Below are 26,989 nucleotides of genomic sequence, written 5' to 3'. Positions count from 1 at the left end.
GCTAACGGCGCAGAAAAACCTGCGGCGTCGCGTCGTCGGGGTGCGGATGTACCAGCACGTCAGCCTGATACCACTGCGTGAGCGTTTCGCTTTGCAATACCGCCTGCGGCGTGCCTTGTGCCACCAGTTTTCCCTGATGCAGCAGTGCAATGCGATCGGCATACAGCGCGGCAAGATTCAGGTCGTGCAGGATGCAACATACCGCAAGGGGCTGCTGTTGTATGAGCTGTTTAAGTAAGCGCAGCAGGTGTTGCTGATGATAGAGATCGAGTGCAGATGTCGGTTCATCGAGAAACAGCCTGCAGGGCGTCGGTGTCGGGTGCCATAACTGCGCCAGCACGCGTGCCAACTGCACGCGCTGCTGTTCCCCGCCGGAAAGATGGCGATAATCCTGTTGGGCCAGCGCCGTGCATTCGGTTAACGCCATGACATGATCGACCACGCTGTCACCTGCGCGATCGTGGCGATAGGGCGCACGTCCCATGGCGACCACGTCGCGCACGCTGAAGGGAAAATTCAGCGCACCGTGCTGGCGCATCACGGCGCTGGTTTTGGCCAAGGCATCAGGCTGCCAGTCTGCGAGCGTTTTTCCGGCCAACTGACATTCACCGCTGTCGGGTGCCAGATAGCCGGTGAGCAGCCGCAGCAGCGTGGATTTTCCCGCCCCATTCTGGCCAATAATCGCGACGATCTCACCGCCGTTGATATCCAACGAAACATCATCAATCAGGGTGCGTCCGGCAACCTGATAGTGCAGATGCTGGGCCGTCAGGCGGTTAGTCATGGGTTCGTCCCTTGTGCGTGATAATGAGCCATAGGAAGTAGGGACCCCCTATCAGGCTGGTGAGCAAACCCACGGGCATTTCCGCCGGAGCCAGCACCGTGCGAGCCAGCGTATCGGCCGCGATAAGCAAACCCGCACCTGCCGGCTCTGAACCGGGGGAGTAACCAACGGTGGTCGGCACTCAGGTTCATGCGAATCAGATGCGGGATAGCCAGTCCGATAAACACAATCACGCCGCTGACCGCTACCGCAGAGCCAACCAGCAGCGCGCTGAGCAGCAGTAATATCAGCTTGGTCTGTTTCACCTTGACGCCCAGATAGTGTGCGTCTTCATCACCCAACTGGAGCAGATTGAGTTTGCGGGCATAACACTGAACACCCACCATGGCGGGAACGATCAGCGAAGCGGCAACCAGCAACACTGGCCACTGCGCTTGCCCCAGGCTGCCCATACCCCAGAGCGAAAACTGACGCAATTGCTGATCGTTACTGATGTAGGTCAGTACGCCAACGGCTGCCCCACATCGGGCATTCAGGGCAATGCCGGTTAACAGCAGGCGCGTCACGCCGCTACGTTCATCGCGTCCCAGCATAAACAGAATGGCTGTCACCGTCAGACTGCCGGCGAAAGCAGCCAACATCGGGCTGTAGAGCGCCAGCAACGGCGGAAGGCCCAAAGGCATCAACAGTGCAAACGCGACAAACAACGCCGCTCCGCTACTGATACGCAGCAAGCCGGGATCAGCCAGCGGGTTGCGGAACAGCTCCTGCATCACTGCACCGGCCGCGGCGAGCGCGCTGCCCACCAACAGTGCCAGCAGGACGCGTGGCAGGCGAATATTGAGCCAGATATGCCACAGCGGGTCGCTGAGCGGAGCATGCCACAGTTGGCGGAAGGAGAGGGTGAGTGCCCCCATATTGGCGGCACCCAGCATTAACAGCAGAGTGAAACACATTAGCCCCGCCAGAATCAGGCGGGGACGTTGCCGTAGTCTCATTTTACCTGCTCGGCGGCGTGATGCAGCGTGGTTAACAGCGCAGGGGTTTCCAGCGTAAAGCCAAGCATCGCCATATCATCGACCACCAGGACACGGCGGTGTTTGCTCGCAGGGGTCAGTGCAACACCGGGCAACTGCCAGATTTTCTCTTCGCCCCCTAAACTCTGCAACCCTTGTGCGGAGATCAACAACAGATCGGGCGCACTGGCGATAACGCCTTCTTGCGATAGCGGCTGGTAACGCACGACATCAGGCATAGCATTTTGTAATCCGGCAGCGCGAATTACCGTATCGGCGGGCGTATTTTTCCCTGCTGCCATGGCCGTCATGCCACCGTGACTGAGAACAAACAGCTCTTTGACGGGCAGCGGTTGCTGTGCCACAGCGGATACCTGCTGCTGATAACGGTCGGTCAGTACTTTGCCTTCGCTCTCTTTGTGCAACGCCTGTGCAATCGTGTTGATTTTCTGCGGAATACTTTCCAGCGTCGGTTGTGCAGGAATCATGATCACTTTGACGCCGCTGTCTGCCACTTGCTTGAGCACCAGAGAGGGTTGTGACAACTCACTGGCAATCACTAACGACGGTTTTAATGACAGAATGCCTTCCGCATTCAATTGGCGCATATAGCCAACATCCGGCAGTGCTTGCGTTGCAGCCGGGTGCATGCTGGTGCTGTCGCGGGCAATGAGCTGCTGCTCAGCGCCAAGCGCATAGATGATTTCGGTTACATCACCGCCAATGGAGACGATACGTTCATTGGCGCTGGCACTCAGTGGCAGCGTCAGGAGCAGTGCGTAAAGCCAGTTTTTCATGCGACCAGTTCCTTATTTGCGGTGAGCGCCTCGATTTGTTTGGGCCATTGTGCTTGTTCTGGCGTGCCTTCAGTACGCTGGCCAAACAGCTGTGCGATTTGCGTGCCATCAGCCGCATAGAGTTCCAGGCTGGTGACGACACCGTCTGCGGTTGGTTTACAGGTGATCCAGCTTTCGGCAATCTCATCTTCAATCAGGTGCAGGGTGAAATCCGGGTTGAAAATGTTGATCCATTCCGCGTGCTGCGCCATTTTCTCCACTCGGGCGATGGGGCCGGTGAAAATCTGTACGCAGCCACGGCTGCCAACGAACACCATGATATCGTTTTGATCCTGCTGCGCAGCGCTAAGAATTTGCGACAGGGCGCTGTTATCGACCCGACAGGCCAGATCGTCTTTAACGGCGCGGAAAGCCTGTTGACGCGTAAGATTGTAGCGTTTAAGTGGAATGAAAAATTGGTGTACGTCCGTCATGGCACGCCATTCGGCTTCAAATGCCGCCTGGTTGATGCTGGGGACCTGAGTGGCCGCCGGGGTTTCCGGACGTAACTGTACCTCAGGGTTAACCTCCGTGACAAATTCGGCCAGGATAGGCATCCCATGCCGTCATATCGGTCTGTTCGGTGGCATACACCTTCAGGATAGCATCACCCTGATGGTCAAAAAATTGAATGCTATGACGCTCGCCACGTGCGGTCTCTTCCCGCAGGTTGAATGCCAGATTCCACTGCTGCAAAAACAAGCGAAGATCCAGCGCGTAAGGATTGAGGATCAGCCCCGCATGGCCGTCCAAATGTTGATTTTGGTAAACGCCAACCTGTTCGTGCACCGCATAGGTGTTGCGCGTGATGGACTTGGTCTGGCCTACCTTCTCCAGCGCCAGCGCAGCAGCCAGCGCTTGGCATCCCCTTGCAAGCGTTGCGCATCATGACCGACGCGTGCGTGCGTCAACACTGCTTCACTGATGCCTAGTGTCGTGGCGATATCACGAGCTTACTGGCGGGGATTGTTGTTTTTGGCTTGCAGGTATTGAGCATAAATCGCGTTCGGTATTGTCTGTTCCTGTGGTCGTTCTGCGATGGATATTATCGTATTAGAAATAATTAACTTAATAAATGAGAATCATTTTCATTTTTCCAAAAGGTGACATCAAGTGAAGATTTCTTAATACGTCGGAAACAGGTAAGGCAGCAGAGGATGATGGAGCGGCAGCGCACGACCAGGAATGACCGTGCGCGGTTGAAAGGCAGTAGGGCGTTAGAAGCTGCTGTCTACCGCATCGGCTAACTGTGCAAGCAGGGTTTCAGTGTCCTGCCAGCCCAGGCAGCCATCGGTAATCGATTTACCGTAAACCAGCGTTTGCAGCGCAGCCAACGGTTGCTGACCTTCAACCAGAAAGCTTTCCACCATAACACCTGCAATGGCGCGCTAACCCGAACGTATTTGTTGACACACATCGGCACACACATCCATTTGTCGCTGGTACTGTTTGTAGCTGTTGCCGTGGCTAAAATCCACCACCAACTGTGATGGTAAAGCGAATTCGCGCAGCAGTTCGCAGGCGGCCTGAATATCGGCAGCGTGATAATTGGGATTTTTCCCGCCGCGCAGAATGATATGGCCATAGGGGTTGCCATGCGTCTGGTAGATGGTCATTTTCCCTTGTTTATCTGGCGAGAGAAACAGATGCGACGCGCGCGCGGCACGGATGGCATCAATAGCGATACGCAGATTGCCGTCGGTGCCATTTTTGAAACCCACCGGGCAGGAGAGGGCGGAGGCCATTTCGCGGTGGATCTGGCTTTCCGTGGTTCGCGCGCCAATGGCTCCCCAACTGATGATATCGGCAATGTATTGCCCGGTGACCATATCCAGAAATTCTGTTGCTGTTGGTAGACCAAGCGCGTTGATATCCAGCAGCAGACGGCGTGCCAATGTCAGACCGTGATTGACCTGATAGCTGCCATCAAGGGCTGGATCGGAAATTAACCCTTTCCAGCCGACAACGGTGCGCGGCTTTTCAAAATAGGTGCGCATCACGATTTCCAGCCGATCCTGATAGCGGGCACGCAGTGTAGCGAGCTGCCGTGCATAATCGAGCGCAGCATCAACATCGTGGATAGAACAGGGGCCAACGATCACCAGCAACCGGGGATCTTTTCCGGTAAGAATATTTTCTATCTTATTTCGTGACGTTGTCACTTTTTCCGCAACCGCAGGTGTAACCGGCAATTGCGCCAGCAAGACCTGCGGCGCGATCAGACGATCGAGCCGCTGGCTGCGTAACTCATCAGTTTTTAACATGCAATATCTGTGCTTACGGGTCGGTCAGGGGACCGTGTCGCAGGGCGGTTCGTCTCGCAAAGAAACCCCGCTGAACCAAGGGGTAACGCGCATAGAAATAAATCATAGCTCACACTGCGTTTATCTTCCTGAAGATAAGGCTATGGTGAGTGAATGACTCGCGCATCGTGTCAGACGGCGGCGGGACGCTTGGGCACTAAGCGAATGTCAGTTTTTCCCCGTCTCCTACCAAATGGGTTGCTTCGCTACGACGACATGTCGGGAAGTCATGACGTCCACGATAACCGAATCAGGGGGCAATTCAACCCGCTTTTGTTAAAAAATGATAATGTACTAGTAAATGCGACGACTCATGCCTAATATGTCGATGATCTTGGCAGAAATCTCCTCCACGGAGTAGTTTGCCGTGTTGAGATAAGGGATCTGGTGACGTCGAAACAGCGCTTCTACTTCGCTCAGTTCTATTCGGCACTGACGTAACGACGCATAACGACTGTTACCGCGCCGCTCTTCACGGATCGCGGCCAAACGTTCGGCATGGATGGTCAGGCCGAACAGTTGTGTTGAAACGGTTTAAGCGCTTCAGGCAGGCGTAAATTGTCCATAATCATCGGCGATGAAAGGGTAGTTGGCCGCGCGAATGCCAAACTGCATGGCGAGGTACAGGCTGGTGGGCGTTTTGCCGCAGCGGGACACGCCGAGTAAAATCACCTGCGCCTGATCGAGATTGCGTAATGAAATGCCATCGTCGTGGGCGAGGGTATAGTCAATGGCGGCGATGCGCGCATCATATTTGCCGAGGTTTTTAACGGTCAGACCGTGGGTGCGATTGGCCTCCGGCGCGGAAGGAATATTGAGCTCTCCTTGTAATGGCGCAACCAGCGCCTGCACGATATCCTGACAAAAACCGTCGCTGCTGTTAATAATATCCCGCACCGTCTGGCTGATGATGGAATAAAACACCAGAGGGCGCACGCCCGTTTGCTGGTAGAGCGTATTGATACGCTCGCGTACCACGTTGGCGCGCTCTTCACTTTCCACAAACGGCAGCGTGTAACTGACCGTGTTGACAGGAAACTGAGAAAGCACCGCATGGCCTAATACTTCAGCGGTGATGGCGGTACCATCGGAGATATAAAAGACGCTTCTTTTCACATCAACCCCTGCATTTTTTTCTGCGAAAAAGCGTTACTAAACTCGTTCAAAAATTGGCTCTGAACGATATTTTTAATGAAACATCACTTTATTATCTTCATGATAAACCAGTTAAACTTTTACAGTATTGTATTTTTACCCCGTTAAGCAAGATTCAGCAGTGAAATCGTTTTTATTTCATAGGTTGAACGATTCACCTTTCCCAGGTTTGTTAAACGCTATGCTACATTCATGGCGTTGAGGCAATTGCCTAACCAACATTTTACATATCCCCAATGGTCTCCATACCCCGTGGTATGCAGGCCGAAATCGTATGCAGAAAGGATTATTTTCAATGTCCAATAACGGCCATGATTTGCGTAATGTCCTTTGGTATAACCAGCTCGGTATGCATGACGTTGAGCGGGTGGGTGGCAAGAATGCCTCTTTGGGTGAGATGATCACTCATTTGTCAGAACTTGGCGTATCGGTTCCCAATGGTTTTGCGACAACGGCGCAGGCGTTTAACGATTTCCTTACGCAGAGCGGTATCGACCAGCGAATCTATGAGTTGCTGGATCGTACCGATATCGATGATGTGAACCAACTCTCCAAAGCGGGCGCGCAAATTCGTCAGTGGATTATCGACACACCGTTCCAGCCTGAACTGGAGCAGGCGATCAGCGCGACTTACGATCAACTGGCCGAAGGGGAAAAAGAGGCCTCTTTTGCGGTGCGCTCTTCCGCGACGGCAGAGGACATGCCTGATGCCTCCTTTGCCGGGCAGCAGGAAACCTTCCTCAATGTGCAGGGTATCGATGCGGTGATGGTGGCGGTGAAGCATGTGTTTGCTTCGTTGTTTAACGATCGCGCCATCTCTTACCGTGTGCATCAGGGCTACGATCATCAAAGTGTGGCGCTCTCCGCTGGGGTGCAGCGCATGGTGCGTTCGGATCTGGCGGCATTGGGGGTGATGTTTACGCTGGATACGGAATCCGGTTTCGATCAGGTGGTGTTTATCACATTCGCCTACGGCCTAGGGGAAATGGTGGTGCAAGGGGCTGTGAATCCGGATGAATTTTACGTGCACAAACCGACGTTGCTTAACCGCAAACCGGCCATTCTGCGCCGTACCATGGGTTCGAAAAAAATCCGCATGGTGTTTGCCGACAGCCAGGCTCACGGCAAACAGGTGCGTATTGAGGATGTGCCAGCAGAACTGAGCGTGCGTTTCAGCCTGACGGATACCGAAGTGGAAGCGTTAGCGCATCAGGCGCTGCTGATTGAAAAACACTACGGTCGCCCGATGGATATTGAATGGGCGAAAGACGGGCACACCGGCAAGCTCTACATCGTACAGGCGCGGCCGGAGACGGTACGCTCCAACGGTCAGGTAATGGAGCGTTACCAACTGATTAAACGTGGCAAGGTGCTGGCGGAAGGCCGTGCTATCGGACACCGTATCGGTGCCGGCCCGGTAAAAGTGATTCAGGATATCAGCGAAATGCACTTGGTGCAGGCGGGGGATGTGCTGGTGACCGACATGACCGACCCGGATTGGGAGCCGATTATGAAGAAAGCCGCGGCTATCGTGACCAATCGTGGCGGTCACACCTGCCACGCAGCGATTATTGCGCGTGAGCTGGGTATTCCTGCGGTAGTGGGCTGTGGTGATGCGACTGAGCGCCTCCATGACGGCGAAAAAGCCACCGTATCCTGTGCGGAAGGGGACACCGGATACGTCTATGCCGATCTGCTGGAATTTAAGGTCAAGAGTTCACAAGTCAACGAGATGCCCTCGGTGCCGTTGAAAATCATGATGAACGTAGGGAATCCCGATCGGGCATTTGATTTCGCCTGCCTGCCCAACGATGGCGTCGGCCTGGCGCGGCTGGAGTTTATCATTAATCGCATGATAGGCGTGCACCCGCGTGCGTTGCTGGAGTTCGATAGTCAAACGCCAGAGCTGCAAAAAGAGATCAAAGGGCTGATGCAGGGCTATGACGATCCGGTTGAGCTTTACGTTGCGCGCCTGACTGAAGGGATTGCTACCCTGGCGGCGGCGTTCTGGCCGAAACGCGTGATTGTGCGTCTGTCCGACTTTAAATCTAACGAATACGCCAACCTGGTGGGCGGTGAGGGCTATGAGCCGCATGAGGAAAACCCGATGCTGGGCTTCCGTGGCGCCGGGCGCTATGTGTCAACGGATTTTAAAGCGTGCTTTGCCTTGGAATGTGCTGCGGTGAAACGCGTGCGTAATGACATGGGGCTGACCAACGTGGAAGTGATGATCCCGTTTGTGCGTACTGTGGCACAGGCGGAAGCCGTGGTTGCTGAGCTGGCGCAGCAAGGGCTCAAGCGCGGTGAGAATGGCCTCAAGGTGATCATGATGTGTGAGATCCCGTCGAACGCGCTGCTGGCGGATCAGTTCCTGGCGCACTTCGATGGTTTTTCCATCGGCTCTAACGACATGACGCCGTTGGCGTTGGGGCTGGATCGCGATTCCGGCGTGGTGTCTGAACTGTTTGATGAGCGCAACGACGCGGTGAAAGCGCTGCTTTCGATGGCGATCAAAGCAGCCAAGGCACAGGGGAAATACGTGGAGATTTGCGGACAAGGCCCTTCCGATCATGAAGACTTTGCCATCTGGCTGATGGAGCAAGGCATCGACAGCCTGTCGCTCAATCCGGATACCGTGGTGCAGACCTGGTTAACGCTGGCAGAAAAGTAATCGTGCAGTAGCAGCAGGCCCCAGCAAAGCCGGGGCCTGCTGCTGCTGACAGAGTCACTTTACCTCTCGTCATTCCCTCCACCGCCGTCATTCCCGCGAAGGCGGGAATCTCATGCAGAAGAAATACATTTATTCTTACAGAGATCCCCGGCTTTCGCCGAGGATAACGAGAGAGGAATGACGGTGGGAGTAGGGCTGTTTATCAGCAACCTCATCCGACGTTAAGGTTTGGCCTCTTGTTGCAAGAAGGCTTTGAACTGGGGAGTCATCACCGTTTCGAATCCGTTGTCGGTTTTGGTAATCATATAAACCGCCAACCCGTGCTGCTCGGCCACTTTCAGCGCTTTTTCCGTTCCCAATACCATTAACCCTGTATCCCAACCGTCCGCTTCGAGAGCGGTTTTGGCAATCACCGTGGCAGACACCAGCGTATGATTGATGGGGTGGCCGGTGCTGGGGTCGATGACGTGGGAATAGCGTTTGCCGTCCTGTTCGAAGTAGTTGCGATAGCTGCCCGAGGTACTGATGGAATACCCTTGCAGATCGACTGCCGCTTGCACCGCGTTTTCCTTATCGGTAGGTTTCTGAATCGCCATCCGCCACGGCATCCCTTGCCCATTGACCCCACGACTTGAAATGGCACCGCCGACTGAAACCAGATAATTGGTAATGCCCTTGCGTGTCATCAACTGCGCCAACAGATCGGCACCGTAACCTTCACCCAAGGTCGAGAGATCCACATACAATGACGGCAGATCTTTTTGCAACCACTCTCCCTTGCTGTTGCTGGTAAGCGTAAGGTGCTGCAAGCCGACGCGCTGACGGGCGTCATCGATTCGCGCTTGAGTGGGAATAGTCACCGGCTGTTTTTGTGGCCCAAATCCCCACAGATTCACCAGCGGCCCCACGGTAATATCCATGGCATTGTCTGTCGCCTGGCCAATGCGCTGGGCCACCAGAATAATGTCTGCCATACCGCCGGGAATGGGCTGCGGATCGCTGCCTTGATAGTGGTTAAAGCGCGACAGAATGGAGTCTTCACGGTAAGTGGAAATATCGTTGTTGGCCTGTTCAAGCAGGGCATCGATATCTTGTTGCAGATGCGCTTTATCTTCAGGCAGATCGCCGCTGATCTTTACGCTGTAAAAGGTCCCCATGGTTTTACCTTCCAGGCTGGTCAATGGCTGGCTGTCGGCCATCACGGTGTTGTTGATCGCCAGACTGACCAGAATCAGGCACACTCTGCGTGCCAGTGGGGAATGTGACATAGAAAATGACTCCTGATAAAAAGAGACGTTAAAAATAATCCATTAATGCGCGCTTGCAAAGTGGAGATTGATAAAAACAGGATGAGGCGCAACTTCTCAGTAACAGCAGCGGGAAAGTACAAGATAAACCACAAAAAAATGCCTACCTTAGGGTATGGGCAAAGACTACACACAGCAATTCGTTACTAGCTCTGACGAGCATGAAACCTCATTGGCAAACTTGTGTTGTCCTTACAAAAAGCGTTTGTTTAGAAAGACAATAGTTTCATAAATAATTATAGAAGCTGTGGGGCATTAAGTCATTAAGAATCATCCTAATGATTAACGTTTTTTTAATGGATTTGTCACGCAGAGATGCAGGTTGTCAAAGTATTTGATGTAATATCGCCGCTTACCGATAGTAAATCAGAATAATCCGTGGGTATTGCACGCTAATCATTAGGATTATTTATATATTGATGGGATTGTTAATGGATTGGCCGCAGCGCTGATATTTTACGCTGCGGCAACTGTTCTTACTGCGAGTGTGTCGGACGATCGTTTGGCGACAGTGATGCATCCGCAATGATTTCTGGCAACGGCGTTTCCTTCATCCAGGCAGAGAGCAAGCGGTATGAAACGGCAAGCACCACTGGGCCGATAAACAGGCCGATCATGCCAAATGCCAACAGGCCGCCAATCACGCCGCACACAATCAGCAGCATGGGCAGATCGGCGCCCATGCGTATCAGCATCGGGCGGATGACGTTATCCAGCGTGCCCACCACACAACTCCACACCAACAGAATGGTGCCCCAGGTGGTATCATCGCTCCAATAGAGCCAGATTATCGCGGGGATCAGCACCAGAAGCGGTCCCAGTTGAGCCAGACAGAACAGGAACATCACGACGGTGAGCAAGGTTGGGTAGGGGATGCCGGAGATGGCGAGACCAATACCGCCAAGCACCGATTGTACGATGGCGGTCACTACCACACCGAGCGCGACGGCACGAATCGATTGTGCTGCCAGGATCACCGCCGCATCACCGCGCTCACGTCCCAGAAGAAGCGCAAAGTGGCGCACGCCCTGTGCAACCGCTTCACCTTTGTAGTAAAGCAGGGCGCTGAAAATCAGCATCAGGCCACAGTGCATCAGGAAACGTCCAATGTGGGCCGCTTGCGATAACAGCCAGGTAGCGGTTTGGCCGATATAGGGCTGCACTTTGGCAAACACGCCGCTGCCGCCACTTTGCAGCAAACTGTGCCAACTTGAAAACAACCTGTCGCCGACAAAAGGCAGGGATGTCAGCCACTCCATACGAGGGGGCGTCAGTTTCTCTTGCCCGGAGGCCCAACTGACGATGGCGGAGGTGTTGTCCATCACCGTGCTGACCAGGATGGAAATCGGCATCACAAACAGCAGGCAAAGCAACAGCGTCATGCCGGTTACCGCCAGCGCGCACTTGCCCCACAGTAACTTCTGCATTTTCAGCATTAGCGGCCAGGTGGCAATCACCACCATGCTGGCCCAGGCAAAGCCCAGAATAAAGGGTTGCACCACCCAGAAACAGGCGATGATCATTATAGTGATAAACATCAGACTAAAGAGGATGCGGGGCAAATCAAAACGCTGCTGGCGTGCGCTTTGCTGCATCGTTGCAGACAGTGGAGAGTGCGCGGCCAGCGGTTTGGGCGATGATGACTTCGTCAATGGACAATACCTCTGTATAGAGACCCGACGTTGAACAAGTTCCCAGCGATCGCTCGGGTCATCCGGCGGGAATAATTTATCATGGGGCATTTCTCGTGTTTTTGACAGCGTGTGAGCTATTTTGTTAACGCATTCACGGACAGGGCTCCAAAAATCATGCTGGGACACTAGGCAAAAAGTTTTTCTTAGGATGGCGGCGCATAACGCCGAAATGTGATAAAACGTAAAACCGCGAATTCGCACAATGATTTTTACAATAAACACACTCACAACACGCTAATTATTTTTAGTCGACAGACAGGGTCAACACATAATGATCCCACAGATCTCTCATGCACCTGGGCTGGCTCAGCCGGTGTTTAATTTTTTGGATGCTTTGAAGCAACGTGGTTTTACCGGCTATACTGCCACCAGCTATGCCGATCGCTTAACCATGTCGACCGACAACAGCATTTATCAGCTGTTGCCCGATGCGGTGGTGTTTCCCCGATCGACGGCAGACGTGGCGCTGCTGGTGCAGTTGTCAGTACAAGAGCCTTACCGTGAACTGACGTTTACCCCGCACGGCGGCGGTACTGGCACCAATGGGCAAGCGCTGAACCAGGGCATTGTGGTGGATATGTCGCGCTACATGAACCGGATTTTGGAAATCAATCCAGAGGAAGGTTGGGTTCGCGTTGAAGCCGGGGTGATCAAAGATCAGCTCAATCAGTATCTCAAGCCTTACGGTTATTTCTTTGCGCCGGAACTGTCTACCAGTAACCGCGCCACCCTTGGCTGCATGATCAACACTGATGCCTCAGGGCAAGGCTCTCTGGTCTACGGCAAAACCTCGGACCATGTCCTTGGCGTGCGTGCCGTGCTGCTGGCGCAGCAATTGGCGCAATAATCTTCACCGATAGGGCGTGTATACCGCACCGTTTTTGAACGTTGCAGCGACCAGCGTGCGCTAATCCTCGATAAATTCCCCAAACTGAACCGATTCCTGACTGGATACGATCTGCGCCACGTGTTCAGCAATGATATGCAAACGTTTGACCTGACTCGTATCCTGACGGCCGCAGAGGGGACGCTGGCCTTTATCACTGAAGCCAAGCTGGATATTACGCGCTTGCCAAAGGTTAGGCGTTTGGTCAACGTCAAGTTTGATTCCTTCGATTCAGCGCTGCGCAGCGCGCCTTTTATGGTTGAAGCCAAGGCGCTTTCGGTGGAAACCGTCGATTCCAGCGTGTTGAATCTGGCGCGCGAAGATATCGTCTGGCACTCTGTCAGCGAACTGATTCAGGATGTGCCGGGCCAGGATATGCAGGGCTTGAACATCGTTGAGTTCGCGGGTGACGATGAAGCGCTGATCGATGGGCAAGTACGCGCGTTATGTGAGCGCATTGATGGCCTGCTCGCGGCCCATGAGGCGGGGGTGATCGGCTATCAGATTTGCCACGATCTTGCTGGGATTGAGCGTATTTACGCCATGCGTAAAAAAGCGGTGGGGCTGCTGGGTAACAGTAAAGGGCAGGCCAAGCCAATCCCTTTTGCGGAAGATACCTGTGTGCCGCCGCAACATCTGGCTGATTACATCGTCGAGTTCCGTGCGCTGCTCGATAGCCATAATCTGACCTACGGCATGTTTGGTCACGTGGATGCGGGCGTGCTGCACGTGCGTCCGGCCCTTGACATGTGCGATCCGCAACAGGAAGTGTTGATGAAACAGTGTTCCGATCAAATTGTTGCGCTGACGGCCAAATATGGCGGCTTGCTGTGGGGGGAACACGGTAAAGGGTTTCGCGTCGAATACAGTCCGGCCTTTTTTGGTGAAGAACTGTATAACGAACTGCGGCGCATCAAAGCCGCCTTCGATCCGAATAACCGCCTTAACCCCGGCAAGATTTGCGCGCCGTTGGCCGTTGATGCGCCGATGATGCGTATTGATGCCGATAAGCGTGGCACCTTCGATCGCCGGATTCCGCTGGCGGTGCGTACCTCGTTTCGTGGCGCGATGGAGTGTAACGGCAATGGACTGTGTTTCAACTTTGATGTGAACAGTCCGATGTGTCCTTCCATGAAGATCAGCGGAAATCGTATCCATTCGCCGAAAGGGCGAGCGACGCTGGTGCGCGAATGGCTGCGCTTGCTAGCAGAGCAGGGGATCGATCCGGTGGCGCTGGAGCAGTCGTTGACCACGCGCTCGCCCAGCCTGCGTGGCTTGATTGAAAAAACGCGTAACAGCTGGCGCGCGCGTAAAGGGGAGTATGACTTCTCTCATGAAGTGAAAGCGTCCATGTCCGGGTGTCTGGCCTGTAAAGTCTGTTCAACCCAATGTCCGATCAAGATAGATATTCCGGGATTCTGTGCACGTTTCCTCCAGCTTTACCACACGCGCTATTTACGTCCTGCGCGTGATTATCTGGTGGCCGGTGTATAACGTTACGCGCCATTGATGGCGCTGAGCCCTAAAACCTTCAACTTATTCCTGAAAATGACGCTGGTTGACGCCTTGAGCCGCCGGACGATCGGCATGACCGATCTGCCGTTACTCTCTTCTCCCTCGCTGCGTCAGCAGTTTGCCGGGCATCCGGCAATGACCACCACGCTGGAGCAGTTGGAAAGTGTTGCCGCAGCATCCCGCGATCGGTATGTGCTGATTGTGCAGGATCCGTTTACCAGCTATTACGATGCGCAAATGGTGGCCGATTTGGTGCATCTGGTGGAAAAACTGGATCTCAAGCCGGTACTGCTGCCCTTTTCACCTAACGGTAAGCCGCAGCATATCAAAGGCTTCTTAACCCGTTTTGCTAAAACCGCAGCTAAAACCTCGGATTTCCTGAATCGGGTTGCCAAGCTGGGGATGCCGATGATTGGCGTCGACCCGGCACTGGTGCTCTGTTATCGCGATGAATACCGTGAAATTTTGGGTGACAAATGCGGCGATTTTCAGGTGCAACTGGTGCATGAGTGGCTGCTGCCGCTGCTGTCGACGAGAACACCGACGGCCGCGCCGCACGATGATGCCTGGTATCTGTTTGGTCACTGTACCGAATCGACCTCGTTACCGACCAGCAGCAAACAGTGGGCCGATATCTTTGCCCGTTTCGGCGTCCGACTGGAAAACGTCAACGTGGGCTGCTGTGGTATGGCCGGCACCTATGGTCATGAAAGCAAGAACCTGGCTGACTCCAAGGGGATCTACGCCTTGTCCTGGCAGCAGGCGTTGCAAAAACTACCTTCCGCGCGCTGCCTGACGACGGGTTACTAATGCCGCAGCCAGGTGAAGCGTATGGAAGGCCAGGGGTTGCGTCATCCGTTGCAGGCGCTACTGGACCTCGTCTGACAGGAGAGGGTTATGCTGTGGAGAAGAACCGTTACGTTGGATCAACTGAATCAACAAAGTCAGGGCTGCATGGTGGAGCACGTCGGTATTCGCTATACCGCGATTAACGACGATTTGCTGGAAGGCACCTTGCCGGTAGATGGCCGAACGCGTCAGCCGTTCGGTCTGCTACACGGCGGGGCATCGGTGGTGCTGGCGGAGTCGCTCGGCTCGGTGGCGGGTTACCTGTGTACCGAGGGGGAGCAGCGCGTGGTGGGGATGGAGATTAATGCCAACCATTTGCGCGCAGTAACATCGGGTGAGGTGCGTGGCGTCTGTCGCGCATTGCACGTGGGACGCCGTAATCAGGTGTGGCAAATTGATATTTACGATGAGCAAGGCCGTATGTGCTGCACCTCTCGGCTTACAACGGCTGTAGTGACGCCCTGATTTTTCTGCAATCACTGAATGCGCGCCAACCGGCGCGCATTTTCATTCTTCGGTTCCTCAAGGCAAAAAGGGGACGCGCCGTACAAAATCGGTCTGAAAAGCGGTGGCCTTATCCCAACTGCCTTCAAGGCTGAGCTGATGGCAAATCAGCTTTAGCGTGTTGCGTGCAAAATAGTAACTCTGTACGCGGAAAAGATGGCAACGCCCTTCATTATTAATCTCTTTCATCAATCGGTTATTTTTTTATTGTCAGTCTATAAACGTGCGGGCAGGCAAAAAAAACGGTTTTTTTCAGGATTCAGTGAAATGTTACAAATACCCCTGCTAAACAAGAGGTTGAAGCAATAATCATTATCACTAACATTAGGCTCAGACAGAACTTTTCTGAAACGAGGTACAGCGGATGCAAACGGGAAACGTAGAAACATTTTCACTGGATGAAAACACCTGGAAAGGGCTCACGCTGACGGACAGCGCCGCTCAACAGATCCTGCACCTTGTCCAGTCTGATGACACGGTGAAAGGGTTACGTTTGAGCGTCAAGCAATCAGGATGTGCAGGGTTTGGTTATGTACTGGATCTGGTCAACGCACCAGATGTGGGTGACCTGGTGTTCGAGCGCGAGGGCGCACACCTGTACGTCCCGTTAAAGGCGATGCCTTTTATCGATGACACCGAACTGGATTATGTGCGTGAAGGCTTGAACCAGATTTTCAAATTTAATAATCCCAAAGCGCAGCACGCCTGCGGGTGTGGCGAAAGCTTTGGCATTGAGTGATGAATGATATGGCGCGTAGCAATGTAGATGTACCTGATGATGTGCAAATCTGGATGGGGGATGGCCACTATAAAGAGGGCTTTTTCACCGAACTGCCGACTGACCAACTGGGACGTGGCGTCAATGAAGAGGTGGTGCGAGCGATCTCCGCCAAACGCAACGAACCCGAGTGAATGCTGGCATTCCTTCTCAACGCCTACCGCGCCTGGCTGGAGATGGAGGAGCCGCACTGGCTAAAAGCGCACTATGACAAGCTGGACTATCAGGAATACAGCTATTATTCGGCGCCGTCTTGTGGTCACTGTGATGATACCTGCGGTTCTGAACCCGGCGCCAAGCAGCAGTCCAGCATTGCCGAGGTGAACAGCTACCTGACCGCTGAAGTCGAAAATGCTTTTAATCAGCTCGGAGTGCCGGTGCGAGAAGGCCAAGCCGTGGCGGTGGATGCGATTTTTGACTCCGTATCGGTAGCGACCACCTATCGCGAAGAGCTGGCGCAGCAGGGGATTATTTTCTGCTCGTTTAGCGAGGCGATTCAGGAACACCCCGATCTGGTGCGCCAATATCTTGGTACGGTGGTGCCTGCCAACGATAACTTTTTTGCCGCGCTCAATGCCGCGGTAGCCTCTGACGGTACCTTTGTCTACATACCGAAAGGCGTGCGTTGCCCAATGGAGCTCTCCACCTATTTCCGTATCAATGCGGCGAAGACCGGGCAGTTCGAGCGCACCATCCTGATTGCCGATGACGACAGCTATGTCAGCTATATCGAAGGGTGCTCAGCACCCGTGCGCGACAGCTACCAACTGCACGCCGCCGTAGTCGAAGTGATTGTCAACAAAAACGCCGAAGTTAAATACTCGACGGTTCAGAATTGGTTTTCCGGACAGGATGCCAAAGGCGGTATCCTTAACTTCGTGACCAAGCGTGCGCTTTGTGCCGGCGAGTATGCCAAGATGTCCTGGACCCAGTCTTAAACCGGCTCGGCCATCACCTGGAAATACCCGAGCGTGATTTTGCGCGGAGATAACTCGGTGGGAGAGTTCTTCTCTGTTGTGCTGACCAGCGGGCATCAACAAGCGGATACCGGGACCAAGATGATCCACATCGGCAAAAACACCCGCTCCACGATTATCACCAAAGGGATCTCTGCCGGTCACAGTGAGAACACCTACCCGGTCTGGTGAAAATTATGCCGACTGCCACCAATGCGCGTAATTTCACCCAGTGCGACTCGATGCTGATTGGCAGCGACTGCGGCGCGCACACTTTCCCGTATATGGAAGTGCGCAACAACAGCGCGCAGTTGGAGCACCAAGCGACAACTTCACGCATTGGCGAAGACCAACTGTTTTATTGCCTGCAACGCGGCATCAGCGAAGACGACGCCATTTCAATGATCGTGAACGGGTTCTGTAAGGACGTGTTCTCGGAGCTGCCGCTGGAATTTGCCGTAGAAGCGCAGAAGCTACTGGCAATCAGTCTGGAACACAGCGTCGGCTAAGGGCGCCGCAAAATAAAAATGCAGCGGGGTGCCGAATGTCAATCTGACAGCACCCTACGCGAATTGATGTTATCAGGCGTGCTCGGCACGACGCCGCAAGGATAAACTATGTTAAGCATTAAGAAGTTACATGTAAGCGTTGAAGGTAAGTTCATCCTGAACGGACTGAACCTCGAGGTGAAACCCGGTGAAGTTCACGCCATCATGGGACCTAACGGTTCCGGCAAGAGTACGTTTTCCGCCACGCTAGGCCGTGAAGATTATGAAGTGAACGACGGCACGGTGGCGTTCAAGGGAAAAGACTTGCTGGAATTAGACCCGGAAGATCGCGCCGGTGAGGGCATCTTTATGGCCTTCCAGTACCCGGTCGAAATCCCTGGCGTCAGTAACCAGTTCTTTCTGCAAACCGCCGTCAACGCCGTGCGCAAATATCGCGAGCAGGAGCTGCTGGACCGATTCGATTTAGCCGATTTCATTGAAGATAAAATCAAATTGCTGAAAATGCCGGAAGGTTTATTAACTCGTTCGGTCAATGTGGGTTTTTCCGGCGGCGAGAAAAAACGTAATGACATTCTGCAAATGGCAGCGCTGGAGCCAGAGCTGTGTATCTTGGATGAGTTAGACTCCGGGCTGGATATCAATGCGCTGAAGATTGTGGCCAACGGCGTTAATGCGCTGCCTAACCAACAACGCGCGTTTATTATCTTGACGCACTACCAGCGTATTCTGGATTATATCCAACCCGATTATGTGCACGTGCTCTATCAAGGTCGCATCGTCAAATCGGGCGATTTTTCGCTGGTGAAACAGTTGGAGGAGCAAGGCTATGGCTGGCTTACCGACCAACAGTAACATGCTGGCTGAAAAACAGGCCAAAACGCTCCAGCAGTGGCAAGCGTTGTTTAACGCGTCACGCGCGGCGGATGCACCCAGTGCGTAACACCACTGGCAGGAAGTGATGCGGCTCGGCTTGCCGGGGCGCAAACACGAGCATTGGAAATACACTCTACTGGATGGGTTGCTGGCACAGCAGTTCAGCGCGCCAGATGCCGTCACCCTTGATGACGATACGCTGGCAGCACAAGCACTGGCGCTGGAAAGTTGGCGTCTGGTGCTTGTTGATGGCGTATTCAACGCGGCGTTGAGTGATGCGCAGTGGGGGCCTTACCAGATTGCGGTGAACGCGCCTCATGCGGCACCCACCGACCTGGCGGCGGTTCAACCCGAACTGTTTTTGCACCTGACGGAAAGTCTGGCGGAGCAGCACAGCGCCATTCGTTTACCGACCGGATGTCAGGCGGAGAAACCACTTTATATTCTGCATATCAGCAGCGGACAGTCTGCCAGCCTGAACATGGCTCACCAGCGTCACCATCTGTATGTCGGGGCGGGAGCCAGCGCAGAGATTATCGAGCACTACGTCAGTTTGGATGACAAGGCGCACTTCACCGGTACGCGCTTGACGGTGCATGCCGCTGCCAACAGCCAGGTAAAACACCTCAAGCTGGCGTTTGAGACTGCCGCCAGTTACCACTTCGCCCACAACGATCTGGTATTGGAGCGGAATGCGCGTGTGCGCAGCCACAGCTTCTTGCTGGGTGCCGGATTAACTCGGCACCACACCAGTGCACAGATTAACGGTGAAGGCGTCAACCTTTCTATCAACAGCCTGATTTTGCCGATTGGCAACGACGTGTGCGATACCCGTACCTACCTTGAACATAATCAGGGCCACGGTGAAAGCTGCCAACTGCACAAGGCGATTGTCAGTGACAAAGCTCGGGCGGTGTTCAACGGTATGATCAAGGTCGCGCTGGGGGCATTGAAGACCGACGGACAGATGACCAACAACAACTTGCTGCTGGGGCGTCTGGCGGAAGTGGATACCAAGCCACAGCTCGAGATCTACGCTGATGATGTGAAGTGCAGCCACGGTGCCACGGTTGGACGTATTGATGACGAGCAACTGTTCTACCTGCGTTCGCGCGGTATTTCACAACAGGATGCACAGCAGATGATCATCTACGCGTTTGCCGCCGAATTGACGGAAGCGCTTAACGACAAGCTGCAAGAAGCGGTGTTGCAGCGTATTGCGTTGCGCCTGCCGAACGCGGCAGGAGTGGCCTGATGAATTATCCGATTGAGCGTATTCGCCGCGATTTCCCGGTGCTGGCGCAGCAGGTCAACGGGCAGCCTCTGGCGTATCTCGACAGCGCCGCCAGTGCGCAGAAACCGCAGGCGGTGATTGACCGGGAAGTGGCGTTTTACAGTAATGAATATGCCGCGGTGCACCGCGGTATTCATACACTAAGCGCACAGGCGACCAGCGCGATGGAAGCGGTGCGTGAACAGGTTGCGCGCTATATCAATGCGGCCTCGGCGGAAGAGATCGTCTTCGTGCGTGGTACCACGGAAGCGATTAACCTGGTCGCCAACAGCTACGGCAGTGCTTTTATTCAAGCTGGTGACAATATTCTGATCACCGAAATGGGGCACTATGCCAATATCGTGCCTTGGCAAATGCTGGCGGAACGCCAAGGCGTCTAGCTGCGCGTGCTGCCACTCACGGCGCAAGGCACGCTGGATTTAAGCCAATTGGATACGCTGCTGGATACGCGTACCCGCTTGCTGGCCGTGGCTCAGGTCTCTAACGTGCTGGGCTCGGAAAACTCGCTGGAAACCTTGATTGCGCGGGCGCGGGCGGTTGGCTGCGCGGTGCTGGTGGACGGTGCGCAGGCTGTGATGCATCAGCGTGTGGACGTGCAGGCGCTAGATTGTGATTTTTATGCTTTTTCCGGCCACAAAATATACGGCCCCTCTGGTATTGGCGTGCTGTACGCCAAGCACGCGCTGCTCAATGCTATGCCGCCATGGGAAGGGGGCGGGGCGATGATTCGTGACGTTAGCCTGACGCAGGGCACCCGCTATGCCGATGCGCCGTGGCGCTTTGAAGCAGGATCGCCCAACACGTGCGGGATCATGGGACTGGGCGCGGCGTTGGATTATGTCTCCGCCATCGGACTGGACGCGATTCACGATTACGAAACGGCGCTGATGCATTACGCGCTGGATGCGCTGAGTACGGTACCGGATATCATCCTCTACGGTCCGGCGGAGCAAAAAGGGGTGATTGACTTTAACCTTGGCAAGTATCATGCCTATGACGTCGGCAGTTTCCTAGACCAATACGGTATCGCCATTCGTACCGGTCATCACTGTGCGATGCCATTGATGGCTCATTATGGCGTACCCAGTATGTGCCGCGCCTCGTTAGCGGTTTATACTACCCGAGAAGAAATAGATCGGCTGGTTGCCGGACTACAGCGTATTCACCGTTTGCTGGAAGGCTGATAAGCCTTTATGCGCGCCTGCGTTTCCCCTTGTCTCTTTGTTCTGGCGTTGTCGCCAGGCGGCTATGGGGTGGGCGTGCATGTCAGCCTGTTTGGAGGAATTCATGGCAAGCTTGCCAGAGCCAGAAAAATTGTTGCGAAATTTTTCTCGTTGCAACAATTGGGAAGAGAAGTATCTGTATATCATTGAACTTGGCGGTCGTTTATACCCGCTGCCAGAGCAGTGGCGTCAACCCGAGAACCTGATTGCCGGCTGTCAGAGTCAGGTATGGATAGTGATGACGCGCGATGAGCAGGGCCACCTGGTTTTTAGCGGTGACAGCGATGCCGCTATCGTCAAGGGACTGGTTGCCTTGGTCTTCAGCCTGTATCAAGGATTGACGGCGCAGCAAGTACTGGCGCTTGATGTGCGACCATTCTTTGCAGAACTGGCGCTGAGCCAGCATTTAACGCCATCTCGCTCACTGGGGCTGGAAGCGATGCTGCGCGCCATTCGCGCTAAAGCGTCTACCCTGGCCTGATCCTGCCAACCAGCCCGTTTACTGCGGGCTGGTTCACTCAAGCACGGCGTTTGCGTGCCAACCGCTTGGTTTTTCAGATTACCCCACTGGTTATTACCAGAAACTCCTTTTATTCTGTCGTGGTGCTTTGTCAAGAACTGCATATTAACGCATTGATTAGCAAATAAAACCTGAGGGTATTTTTGGCATGCTACACTTGCAGAATTCGACGGAAGTGGCCGCATTCGGGCCCCGGCTGGTATCAATGACAAACGAATAATAACGTCAACCTGTAGAGATTTTCGTATGAAGCGTATGTTTACACTTTTGGGTATGGTACTGGCGACCTACCTGGTAGGAAGCTCGGCGGCGAGCGCCACCGAATACCCATTGCCCCCTGCGGGCAGCCGACTGATCGGTGAGAACATTGCCTACCTGGTGCCCCATGATGGTCGACCGCTGGAAGCGATTGCGTCTGATTTTAAAATCGGCCTGCTGAATATGCTGGAAGCCAATTCTGACACCGATCCCTATTTGCCAACGCAGGGTTCCACCTTGACCATCCCGACGCAGATGCTGCTGCCGGATACGACGCGCGAGGGCATTGTCGTCAATCTGGCTGAGCTGCGTCTCTACTATTACCCGAAAGGGACGGGCACCGTCATTGTTTTCCCGATCGGTATCGGTCAGCAGGGGCGTAACACCCCGTTGATGGTCACGTTGGTCAGCGAAAAACGTGCCAATCCGACCTGGACGCCGACGGCTAACATCCGTAAGCGCTATTTGGAAGAAGAGGGCATCAAACTTCCGGCGGTTGTCCCGGCGGGGCCGGATAATCCGATGGGGTTGCATGCCCTGCGTCTGGCGGCCCATGGCGGTGTGTATTTGCTGCATGGCACTAACGCTAATTTCGGTATTGGTATGCGTGTCAGTTCCGGCTGTATCCGTCTGCGTGCCGATGACATTGAATGGTTGTTTAATAACGTACCAGTAGACACCCGAGTGCAGATCATCAATGACGCGGTGAAAACCTCGGTGGAGCCTGACGGCAAGCGTTACATTGAAGTGCATCAGCCGCTGTCTAAAACGTACAAGGACGATCCACAAACCATGGCAATCCCGCTGAATAAGCAGATTCAGAGCTTCATCCATGCGGCGGAAACGCATAGCCAAATGGTGGCCGATGCTATTGTGCGCCGTTCTGGGATGCCGATTCTGGTCAGCGCCGGGCAAAGCGTCGAGCATTTTCAGGAACCTGCGCTAACAGCGCCTGAGACGCATCAGGCTGCGCCATCTTACTAATACATCGTTAAAACGCGCTCAGCCACCGTTGAGCGCGTTTTAACGCCACGCCTCGGTGAAAATCGGAAAATGTTGTTCTCAATGCCAGATTATCTGAATCTTGTGACGTGCGTCAGCGGGTTGCAGGAGGTGGTAACGACATGTGCTGAATAGGCAAAAGGGCAGGCAAAAAAAATGGCGCACAGTGTGCGCCATTTTCACTACTTAACCAATTCTTACTTTTTGTAAGTACGAACTTGGTTGTCTAGACGCTGGTTAGCACGAGCTGCGTCATCTTTAGCAGCCTGTACATCAGCGCGGATTGCGTTCACGTCGTTGCTAAGTTGATCAACTTTAGCGTTCAGTGTCTGAACGTCAGAAGATAGTTGGTCAATTTTAGCATTGCTGGAGCAGCCTGCCAGCAGAGTAGAACCCAGGATTACCGCGCCCAGTACCAGTTTAGTACGATTCATTCTTAATACCCTCTAGATTGAGTTAATCTCCATGTAGCGTTACAAGTATTACACAAAGCTTTTTCTAATGAGAATAAATTTTTGATGAGAACATGCTTAATTTTGATCGTTCGCTCAAAGAAGCAGCGAGTTTTACAGAGTAGTTAAAAAAGGAGTGAAAACAGCGGTATTTTATGATGCGAATTGGGGATATATTCTGCGGAAATAGGTGGAGCGGAATAGTGCTTATTTACTGAGTGTAGTCGATTGATGACATAAAAATATAAAAAAGCGCCATTTACGGCGCTTTTTTACTATCGGTCATTTATTCACTCACGATCGCGCGTTGACTGGCTGCCGCACAGTTAACGGCAACAGCCAGTGGAAACGATCAGAGGCCGTGTACGGATGCCGTGTTAGTGGTGCCACTGGAAACCAGCGCGCCAGAAATCATCACAACCACATCGCCTGGCTGTGCGTAACCGCTTTTCAGCGCAGCTTCTTTGCCAATGCGATAGAAGTCGTCGGTAGAGGCGATTTCGCTCACCAGCAGCGTGTCAACGCCTTTGCTCAGCAGCAATTGACGTGCAGTGATGGCATTGGTGGTCAGTGCCAGAATACGCGCGTGCGGGAAGTATTTACGGATGGATTTCGCAGACTTGCCGCCGCTGGTAGCTACCACGATTAACGGCGCATCCAGTTTTTCTGCGGTTTCTACCGCACCGCGACATACCGCTTCAGTGATGCGCATTTTGGCAGAGTCTTGCTGTGCATCCAGACGCGCGTTCATGACCACGTCAGTGCGCTGACAGATGGTCGCCATGATGGTGACGGCTTCCAACGGGTATTTCCCTTTGGCGCTTTCACCAGACAGCATCACTGCATCGGTACCATCGATGATGGCGTTCGCCACGTCGCCGGCTTCTGCGCGGGTTGGACGCGGGTTCTTGATCATGGAATCCAGCATTTGAGTGGCAGTGATAACCACTTTACGTGCTTTGTTGCATTTTTCGATCATCATCTTCTGGGCGAAGATAACTTCTTCAACCGGAATTTCCACGCCGAGGTCGCCACGGGCAACCATGATGCCGTCAGACGCTTCCAGGATATCGTCAAAGTTGTTCAGACCTTCCTGGTTTTCGATTTTGGAGATGATCTGGATGCTTTCGCCGCCGTGGGCGTTCAGGTGGGCACGGATCTCTTCAACGTCAGAACGCTTACGGATGAAAGAGGCAGCGACGAAGTCAACGCCTTGTTCACAACCGAAGATCAGGTCACTTTTGTCTTTTTCAGCCAGTGCAGGCAACTGAATGGACACGCCCGGCAGGTTCACGCCTTTTTTCTCGCCCAGGTCGCCGTTGTTCAGCACTTTACAAACCACTTCACCGTTGTTAATGGCGGTGACTTCCATACCAATCAGGCCATCATCCACCAGTACGGTGTTGCCGACGGACAGGTCAGTGGCGAAACCTTCGTAGGTAACCGCAACACGTTCTTTGTTACCGATAACCGTTTGGTCAGTGGTGAAGGTAAAGGTCTGGCCTGCAACCAGGCTAACGTCCGCAACGTTTTCCAGTTTCATGGTACGGATTTCTGGCCCTTTGGTATCCAGCAGAATGGCGGCTTGTTTACCTGTCTTCTCGATAACCGCGCGCATGTTTTTGATGCGCTGCCCGTGCTCAGCATAATCCCCGTGTGAGAAGTTAAGACGCATCACATTCATGCCTGCATTCAGCATGTTGGTCAGCATTTCCTCTGATTCGGTTTTCGGACCGATAGTACAAACGATTTTAGTCTTTTTCATACGAGTGTTTTCTACAAGTTGTGATGGATAAAAAAATCATGAGTTCCCGGGCACCGGATACTACGAGGCCGACGAAGAGAATGTGTTTGCGAGTCCAGAGCGAATAGTAATTGTAGCGGGTAACGATGAATGAAAGATGATGGACGTGGCCTGTTACCACCGGCGGTAAGCCGAGTGCGGTGATATGCTGCAACCGTGTCGCTCGCCACCGGTAAAACGCGTGTTTCAACCTTAAGCGTGTCTCGGGGAGTTATGTTTGCAGTAACAGTGTCTAATCGTAGTATTTTCGGCACGTCGATTTGCTGAAACCATTCAATGAAACAACGTTTCGTATTATAGTTATAACGCATGGGGAAACAAGATAATTACGCTGCTAAGATAGCGCGTTTTCTTGTGTTTGCGCAAAAAAACTAACGATTTTATCATTTTCCCTCATTTTCTTTCTTTTTATTGCGCAACTGCACAGTAGTGAGTTTGCGCTGCGCCCTGTCGCTGCGCTCACTGAGCGCACGGATAGTTTGCGGTAAACGACTGCTGCGATTATGAGCGATACCCGGGTGTGCGAGTGAAAAAAGGCTGTGTTTCTGTCTGGAAAACACAGCCTGAGTGCATTTTGTGTGGTTTTCTGTTCGTTGAATCTGAAGAGGTCTGTTTACCGGTTTTCTAAACCACGTGCCTGACGTTCCGTACGGATCTGGTTTTCATTATCACGCAGGTAACCATCAAGTTGCATCAGTCCGGCACGCACCTGCTGCCATTGGTCAGCATACCGCGCTTTGGGGGTGGTGGGGTTAGGATGAGCGGCATCCCATGTCAGCGCTTTGCCAATCGCTCCACGCCAGGCCGTGGGGGAACCACCCGCTCATTCATTGATGGCTTGTCCAAGCGTAGCATTAAGGGCATCCATTGTTGCAGGTTCACCATCGGGCGGCAGTTCGGGGTGTGCCAGTAAATGGTAGCGCCAGCGCAATTGGTCGATATAAAACCAGGTCACAGCCTCATCCTTATGGCCGGTTTCAAACAGTTGTTTGGCGTGCAGATAGAGTTCGCTGGGATGTTTCTTGGGCAAACTGGCATCCGTGTCTTGTTGGGATGCTGTTGTCATGGTGACATCTGTGGCAGCAGGCGCTGCGTGTGCATAAGCGGTGAGCGTTGCCAGAAGCAGGGTTGATAACAGGCGTTTCACGCTGACTCCAAAGAGATAGAAAAAAACATGAGCTTATCGCTAATCTTGTTCGAGTGAAACCGTGAACACTCATATATGCGCGCGTTATTAGCCGGATAATGGACTAATATAGCGATCTTCCTGATGTAAAAATGTTGCATATACAATTAACGACATGAAAAACACAGACACGTCTCAAGGCTGTACCAACTTCAAGCTGCGCCAGCTTACGCGGATGGTGACGCGACATTACGATCACTACGTTGCGACATGCGGGTTGAAAAACACCCAGTATGCGCTGTTGTCGTATGCCGTGAGCCTGGAGCCTGTTCGTCTCGTCGATTTGGCCCGACACATGCAAATGGACGCCTCTACGTTAACACGCAATATGCAGCCTCTGGTTGCGCAAGGATGGCTAAAAATTTGTGCCGGGAATGACGCGCGCAGTCGCCGTGTTGAAGTGACGGCGGCAGGGCGGGAGAAACAGGCACAAGCGCAACGGGTGTGGCAGGAGGCGCAGGTGACGATCGTGGCACAACTCGGTGCTGAACGGGTGGCTGCGCTGCATCAACTGCTTGAAGAGTGCATTGATTGCCTTGATGAGAGCGGCGAAGGGGCTACCGAGCCACCTCAGCAATGCCCTTGATGCACCTGTCTTGAGAACTGACTGCGTT

The 26,989-nt window shown here is 53.6% G+C and carries 14 protein-coding genes and 9 pseudogenes; 11 read left to right on the top strand and 12 right to left on the bottom strand.

All coding sequences use genetic code 11. The annotated features are described in order from the left end of the window. Nucleotide 1: 1 nt before the first annotated feature. The 6 genes and pseudogenes from CS369_RS06490 to CS369_RS06465 form a co-directional block, all read right to left on the bottom strand. Complete coding sequence (locus CS369_RS06490) at nt 2-784, bottom strand: heme ABC transporter ATP-binding protein (protein ID WP_196906457.1); 783 nt, start codon at nt 782-784, stop codon at nt 2-4. Further along, nucleotides 777-1,782 (bottom strand): annotated as a pseudogene (locus CS369_RS06485) (FecCD family ABC transporter permease). Before CS369_RS06485 ends, CS369_RS06490 begins: the two are co-directional and overlap by 8 nt. Next, complete coding sequence (locus CS369_RS06480; protein ID WP_196906456.1) at nt 1,779-2,597, bottom strand: hemin ABC transporter substrate-binding protein; 819 nt, start codon at nt 2,595-2,597, stop codon at nt 1,779-1,781. Before CS369_RS06480 ends, CS369_RS06485 begins: the two are co-directional and overlap by 4 nt. After that, nucleotides 2,594-3,580: pseudogene (locus CS369_RS06475) on the bottom strand (hemin-degrading factor). Before CS369_RS06475 ends, CS369_RS06480 begins: the two are co-directional and overlap by 4 nt. A 273-nt stretch (nt 3,581-3,853) precedes the next feature. Further along, a pseudogene (locus CS369_RS06470) lies at nt 3,854-4,900 on the bottom strand (3-deoxy-7-phosphoheptulonate synthase). Nucleotides 4,901-5,233: 333 nt separating this feature from the next. Then, nucleotides 5,234-6,055: pseudogene (locus CS369_RS06465) on the bottom strand (pyruvate, water dikinase regulatory protein). A 334-nt stretch (nt 6,056-6,389) separates the two neighbouring features. Between CS369_RS06465 and ppsA the strand changes: the two are divergent. Next, complete coding sequence (gene ppsA / locus CS369_RS06460) at nt 6,390-8,765, top strand: phosphoenolpyruvate synthase (RefSeq protein WP_196906454.1); 2,376 nt, start codon at nt 6,390-6,392, stop codon at nt 8,763-8,765. A 221-nt stretch (nt 8,766-8,986) separates the two neighbouring features. On the opposite strand, the gene apbE is transcribed toward ppsA, so the two are convergent. Continuing rightward, complete coding sequence (gene apbE / locus CS369_RS06455) at nt 8,987-10,033, bottom strand: FAD:protein FMN transferase ApbE (RefSeq protein WP_196906452.1); 1,047 nt, start codon at nt 10,031-10,033, stop codon at nt 8,987-8,989. 515 nt (nt 10,034-10,548) lie between these two features. Continuing rightward, on the bottom strand, nt 10,549-11,667 hold the full coding sequence (ydiK, locus tag CS369_RS06450) for an AI-2E family transporter YdiK (protein WP_196906507.1): 1,119 nt from the start codon (nt 11,665-11,667) through the stop codon (nt 10,549-10,551). A 370-nt stretch (nt 11,668-12,037) separates the two neighbouring features. Between ydiK and CS369_RS06445 the strand changes: the two are divergent. After that, nucleotides 12,038-15,052, top strand: a pseudogene (locus CS369_RS06445) (FAD-binding and (Fe-S)-binding domain-containing protein). Between the two features lie 12 nt (nt 15,053-15,064). Then, on the top strand, nt 15,065-15,481 hold the full coding sequence (locus tag CS369_RS06440) for a hotdog fold thioesterase (RefSeq protein ID WP_196906450.1): 417 nt from the start codon (nt 15,065-15,067) through the stop codon (nt 15,479-15,481). A gap of 57 nt (nt 15,482-15,538) precedes the next feature. On the opposite strand, the pseudogene CS369_RS23195 reads toward CS369_RS06440, so the two are convergent. Beyond that, nucleotides 15,539-15,721, bottom strand: a pseudogene (locus CS369_RS23195) (hypothetical protein); the annotation flags it as partial. Nucleotides 15,722-15,884: 163 nt separating this feature from the next. On the opposite strand from CS369_RS23195, the gene sufA reads away from it, so the two are divergent. From sufA to CS369_RS06400, 7 genes and pseudogenes are all read left to right on the top strand, one after another. Next, nucleotides 15,885-16,259, top strand: a complete 375-nt coding sequence (gene sufA, locus CS369_RS06430; protein WP_196906449.1) for a Fe-S cluster assembly scaffold SufA — start codon at nt 15,885-15,887, stop codon at nt 16,257-16,259. Between the two features lie 8 nt (nt 16,260-16,267). After that, nucleotides 16,268-17,763 (top strand): annotated as a pseudogene (gene sufB, locus CS369_RS06425) (Fe-S cluster assembly protein SufB). Between the two features lie 108 nt (nt 17,764-17,871). Further along, nucleotides 17,872-18,615: a Fe-S cluster assembly ATPase SufC gene (sufC, locus tag CS369_RS06420; RefSeq protein WP_196906447.1), complete on the top strand. Its 744-nt coding sequence runs from the start codon at nt 17,872-17,874 to the stop codon at nt 18,613-18,615. After that, nucleotides 18,590-19,891, top strand: a pseudogene (gene sufD, locus CS369_RS06415) (Fe-S cluster assembly protein SufD). The gene sufC and the pseudogene sufD overlap by 26 nt, the downstream one beginning before the upstream one ends. Further along, nucleotides 19,891-21,114, top strand: a pseudogene (gene sufS / locus CS369_RS06410) (cysteine desulfurase SufS). The pseudogenes sufD and sufS overlap by 1 nt, the downstream one beginning before the upstream one ends. Before the next feature lie 103 nt (nt 21,115-21,217). Beyond that, nucleotides 21,218-21,634, top strand: a complete 417-nt coding sequence (gene sufE, locus CS369_RS06405) for a cysteine desulfuration protein SufE (RefSeq protein ID WP_196906445.1) — start codon at nt 21,218-21,220, stop codon at nt 21,632-21,634. 285 nt (nt 21,635-21,919) lie between these two features. Continuing rightward, complete coding sequence (locus CS369_RS06400; RefSeq protein WP_196906443.1) at nt 21,920-22,915, top strand: L,D-transpeptidase family protein; 996 nt, start codon at nt 21,920-21,922, stop codon at nt 22,913-22,915. 215 nt (nt 22,916-23,130) lie between these two features. Here the strand turns inward: CS369_RS06400 and CS369_RS06395 are convergent, their stop codons facing one another. The 3 genes from CS369_RS06395 to CS369_RS06385 form a co-directional block, all read right to left on the bottom strand. Then, nucleotides 23,131-23,367 (bottom strand): major outer membrane lipoprotein, encoded by a 237-nt coding sequence (locus tag CS369_RS06395; RefSeq protein WP_195312335.1) that lies wholly within the window; start codon nt 23,365-23,367, stop codon nt 23,131-23,133. 370 nt (nt 23,368-23,737) lie between these two features. Continuing rightward, nucleotides 23,738-25,150, bottom strand: coding sequence for a pyruvate kinase PykF (pykF, locus tag CS369_RS06390; protein WP_196906442.1), 1,413 nt, complete (start codon nt 25,148-25,150; stop codon nt 23,738-23,740). Nucleotides 25,151-26,012: 862 nt separating this feature from the next. Further along, complete coding sequence (locus CS369_RS06385; protein ID WP_196906440.1) at nt 26,013-26,336, bottom strand: hypothetical protein; 324 nt, start codon at nt 26,334-26,336, stop codon at nt 26,013-26,015. Nucleotides 26,337-26,490: 154 nt separating this feature from the next. On the opposite strand from CS369_RS06385, the gene CS369_RS06380 reads away from it, so the two are divergent. After that, nucleotides 26,491-26,961 carry a MarR family winged helix-turn-helix transcriptional regulator gene (locus CS369_RS06380; protein WP_196906438.1) on the top strand — a complete coding sequence of 157 codons (471 nt, stop codon included), beginning with the start codon at nt 26,491-26,493 and terminating at the stop codon, nt 26,959-26,961. Nucleotides 26,962-26,989 lie beyond the last annotated feature (28 nt).

The sequence above is a fragment of the Candidatus Symbiopectobacterium sp. 'North America' genome, assembly GCF_015762685.1.
GTDB lineage: Bacteria > Pseudomonadota > Gammaproteobacteria > Enterobacterales > Enterobacteriaceae > Symbiopectobacterium.
The sequence above is the reverse complement of the archived record's forward strand: the minus strand, read 5'-3'. Positions and strand labels throughout refer to the sequence as shown.

Bases quoted from the DNA above. Each gene is read 5' to 3' on its own strand.
- pykF (WP_196906442.1), bottom strand. From the start codon at position 25,150: ATGAAAAAGACTAAAATCGTTTGTACTATCGGTCCGAAAACCGAATCA.
- CS369_RS06480 (WP_196906456.1), bottom strand. From the start codon at position 2,597: ATGAAAAACTGGCTTTACGCACTGCTCCTGACGCTGCCACTGAGTGCC.
- sufC (WP_196906447.1), top strand. From the start codon at position 17,872: ATGTTAAGCATTAAGAAGTTACATGTAAGCGTTGAAGGTAAGTTCATC.
- CS369_RS06395 (WP_195312335.1), bottom strand. From the start codon at position 23,367: ATGAATCGTACTAAACTGGTACTGGGCGCGGTAATCCTGGGTTCTACT.
- sufA (WP_196906449.1), top strand. From the start codon at position 15,885: ATGCAAACGGGAAACGTAGAAACATTTTCACTGGATGAAAACACCTGG.
- ydiK (WP_196906507.1), bottom strand. From the start codon at position 11,667: ATGCAGCAAAGCGCACGCCAGCAGCGTTTTGATTTGCCCCGCATCCTC.
- CS369_RS06490 (WP_196906457.1), bottom strand. From the start codon at position 784: ATGACTAACCGCCTGACGGCCCAGCATCTGCACTATCAGGTTGCCGGA.
- sufE (WP_196906445.1), top strand. From the start codon at position 21,218: ATGGCAAGCTTGCCAGAGCCAGAAAAATTGTTGCGAAATTTTTCTCGT.
- CS369_RS06380 (WP_196906438.1), top strand. From the start codon at position 26,491: ATGAAAAACACAGACACGTCTCAAGGCTGTACCAACTTCAAGCTGCGC.
- apbE (WP_196906452.1), bottom strand. From the start codon at position 10,033: ATGTCACATTCCCCACTGGCACGCAGAGTGTGCCTGATTCTGGTCAGT.
- CS369_RS06400 (WP_196906443.1), top strand. From the start codon at position 21,920: ATGAAGCGTATGTTTACACTTTTGGGTATGGTACTGGCGACCTACCTG.
- CS369_RS06440 (WP_196906450.1), top strand. From the start codon at position 15,065: ATGCTGTGGAGAAGAACCGTTACGTTGGATCAACTGAATCAACAAAGT.
- ppsA (WP_196906454.1), top strand. From the start codon at position 6,390: ATGTCCAATAACGGCCATGATTTGCGTAATGTCCTTTGGTATAACCAG.